The sequence below is a fragment of the Nonomuraea antimicrobica genome (assembly GCF_039536965.1).
Lineage (GTDB): Bacteria > Actinomycetota > Actinomycetes > Streptosporangiales > Streptosporangiaceae > Nonomuraea > Nonomuraea antimicrobica.
The window spans coordinates 1-2,953 of the sequence record NZ_BAAAZP010000155.1; the positions used below are offsets into that span (position 1 = coordinate 1).

Genomic DNA, 2,953 nt, shown 5'->3' on the forward strand with positions numbered 1-2,953 from the left:
CGCTCGGCGGCGCGGACGACCTCCGCGGCGACCCCTTCGTCGGCGGAGGTGCTGGCGGCGGCGAGGTGACGGGCCCGGCAGTCCGCGTCGGTCGCCGCGTCCGCCAGCGCCTGGTGCACGGCGACCCGCCGCGCGAGCGGCGCCCCGTGGTAGGCGGCGGTGCCGATGAGCGGATGGCTGAAGGCGACCACGTTCGCGCTGACCTCGACGAGCCCGGCCTTCTCGGCCTCCGCCAGGTGCTCCAGGCCCACGCCCAGCGCCTCGGCGGCGCCCAGCAGCGTCGGTAGGTGACCGCGCGCCTCGGCGGCGGCCGTCAGCATCATCAGGCGGGTCTGCTCCGGCAGCCGCCCGATCCGCGCCCGGAAGGACGCGAGCACCCGGTCGGTCACCGGCAGAGGTCCCGCGACGGTGTGGTGGCGGCGCTGCGCCGCGGCGAACTCGATCAGCGCCAGCGGGTTGCCCGCCGACTCCTCGATCACCTGCTCACGCGAGGGAGGCGTGAGCCCTCGATCCTCCAGCAGCCGCTCGGCGTCCTCGGACGGCAGCCGCGCGGGCCGCAGCTCCGGCAGCCCCGTCCCGGGCAGGCCCTCCTCCCGGGTCGCGAACACCATCGCCACCCCTTCCGCGGCCAGCCGGCGCGCGGCGAACAGCAGCGCGTCGGTGCTCGCCCGGTCCAGCCACTGCGCGTCGTCCACCAGGCACAGCACCGGGCCGTCGTCGGCCACCTCCGCCAGCAGCGTCAGCACCGCCAGCCCCGACAGGAACCGGTCACCTCCTGCCGGGTCCCCGGCGCCGAGCAGGGCGCGCAGCGTCCGGGCCTGCGGATCCGGCAGCGCGTCGAGCCGCTCGCGCACCGGCCAGACCAACTGGACCAGACCGGCGAACGCCAGGTCGGCCTCCCCCTCGACGCCGGTGACCCGGAGCGTCGTCAGCCCCGCGCCGCGGGCGTACTCGGCGGCCCAGGTCAGCAGCGTCGACTTGCCGATCCCCGGCTCGCCGCGCACGACGAGGCCGCCGCTCCGGCCGGCGTGCGTCGCGTCGACCAGGTCCCTGATCGCCGCCTGCTCGCTCGCCCTGCCGTAGAGCACCGGCCCTCCCCTGTTCGTAGGTACGTACGTACGGCCCACCTTCCGTAGCCAAATACAGAAACTGTACCGATTCGGTGAGTAATTCCCCGTCCATAGCGTCGGACCGGCACGAACACCCGTACGCACATGGGAGACAGACATGAACGAACTCCTCCAGCCGGTGACCGTGGGGGACCTGACCCTGCCCAACCGCCTCGTCATGGCGCCGATGACCCGCAGCCGCGCCCGCGGCGGCCTGGTCCACGAGCTGACCGCCGAGTACTACGGCCAGCGCGCCGGCGCGGGCCTGATCATCACCGAGGGCACGCAGCCGTGCGTGATCGGGCAGGGCTACATCGACACCCCCGGCCTGCACGCGCCGGAACAGGCGGCGGCCTGGCGGCGCGTCACCGGCGAGGTGCACCGGGGCGGCGGACGCGTCTTCGTCCAGCTCATGCACTCAGGGCGGATCGGCCACCCCGTCCTCTACCCCGGCGGCGAACTGCCGGTGGCGCCGTCGCCGATCCCCTCGGGCGAGCGGCTGTACACCCCGGAAGGGCTGCTGGACCACCCCACGCCGCGCGAGATGACCATGCCGGACATCGCCCGCGCCGTCGAGGACTTCGCCACCGCCGCCAGGTACGCCCTGAGCGCCGGGTTCGACGGGGTCGAGCTGCACGGCGCCAGCGGGTACCTGATCCACCAGTTCCTGTCGGACCACACCAACCGGCGCGCCGACGCCTACGGCGGTTCGGCGGCGGGACGCGTCAGGTTCGCCGTGGAGGTGGCCCAGGCGGTCGCGGATGCGATCGGAGGCGCGCGTACCGGGATCCGGATCTCGCCGGGAATCACCTACAACGGCATGGACGAGAGCGACCCCGAGACCCTCTACGCCGAACTGGCCCGCGCGCTCGCACCGCTGGGCCTGGCATACCTGCACGTCTCAGAGAACGACACTCGCGCCATCACCAAGCTGCTGCGCGCCGAGTGGCCGGGCACGCTGATCCTCAACCCGCATCCCAGGGGCGACGACTCCCCCGCGCGGGCCGAGGAGGGCGCCGAGGCGGTGCGCTCCGGGCTCGCGGACGCGATCGCCTTCGGGCGGCTGTGGCTGGCCAACCCCGACCTGCCCGCGCGGATCGCGGCGGGCGGCCCGTACGCCGAGGCCGACCCCGCCACCTTCTACGGCGGCGACCACCGCGGCTACACCGACTACCCGGCGCTGGCGGAAGGTGCTTCCCGATGACCGGCGACCCGGCGCCCTCGCTGGAGGACCGCACGAGCCCGGCGGGCGAGCCGGGCGGTGGCACCGTGAACGGGCCGGGCGGTGGTTCGGCGGGCGGGACGGGTTCCGGGGTTCCCGCCGGGTGGCTGGCGGTGCTGGCCGGGCCGCTGTCGTTCGGCATCGCCGGGCCCGCCCTGATCCTCCCGGACGTCGCCCGCGACCTCGGCCTCACGCCCGCCACGGTGACGTGGATCGTCACCGCGTTCGGTTGGGCCATCGCGGTCGGCACCCCGCTCATGGCGGGACTGCAGAGCCGCCGCGGCACCCGTACGGCGCTGGTCGTCTGCGCCGCGCTGGTGCTGCTGGGCGGGGTCCTGGTCCTGGCCGCGCCGGTGCTGCCGGTCCTCGTCACCGGCAGCGCCCTCCAGGGGCTCGGCACGGCCGGGTTCACCACGATCGCGATGAGTCTCGCGCGCTCGGCTCGCGCGATGGGGCTGGTCACGGCGTCGCTGGCGACGGTCGGCTCGGCCGCGCCGCTGGCGGGCGACGTGGTCGCGGGCCTGGTGGGCTGGCACGTCGCGCTGGCGCTGCCCGTGCTCAGCCTGCTCGCCGCGGCTCCCGTGCTGCGCCGCCGGCCGGTCACGGCGCTGTCCGCCGCCAG

General features: G+C 75.2%; 3 protein-coding genes. 2 read left to right on the forward strand and 1 reads right to left on the reverse strand.

What is annotated here, in order from left to right:
- The coding region (locus ABD844_RS38290; protein WP_344889414.1) for an AAA family ATPase at positions 1-1,088 on the reverse strand (1,088 nt) is incomplete at its 3' end.
- 139 nt (positions 1,089-1,227) lie between these two features.
- Between ABD844_RS38290 and ABD844_RS38295 the strand changes: the two genes are divergently transcribed.
- Together ABD844_RS38295 and ABD844_RS38300 are read left to right on the forward strand one after the other, a co-directional pair.
- Positions 1,228-2,313, forward strand: coding sequence for an alkene reductase (locus tag ABD844_RS38295; protein ID WP_344889417.1), 1,086 nt, complete (start codon positions 1,228-1,230; stop codon positions 2,311-2,313).
- Positions 2,310-2,953: MFS transporter (locus ABD844_RS38300; RefSeq protein WP_344889420.1), on the forward strand; the 644-nt coding region annotated here is incomplete at its 3' end. The genes ABD844_RS38295 and ABD844_RS38300, both read left to right, overlap by 4 nt.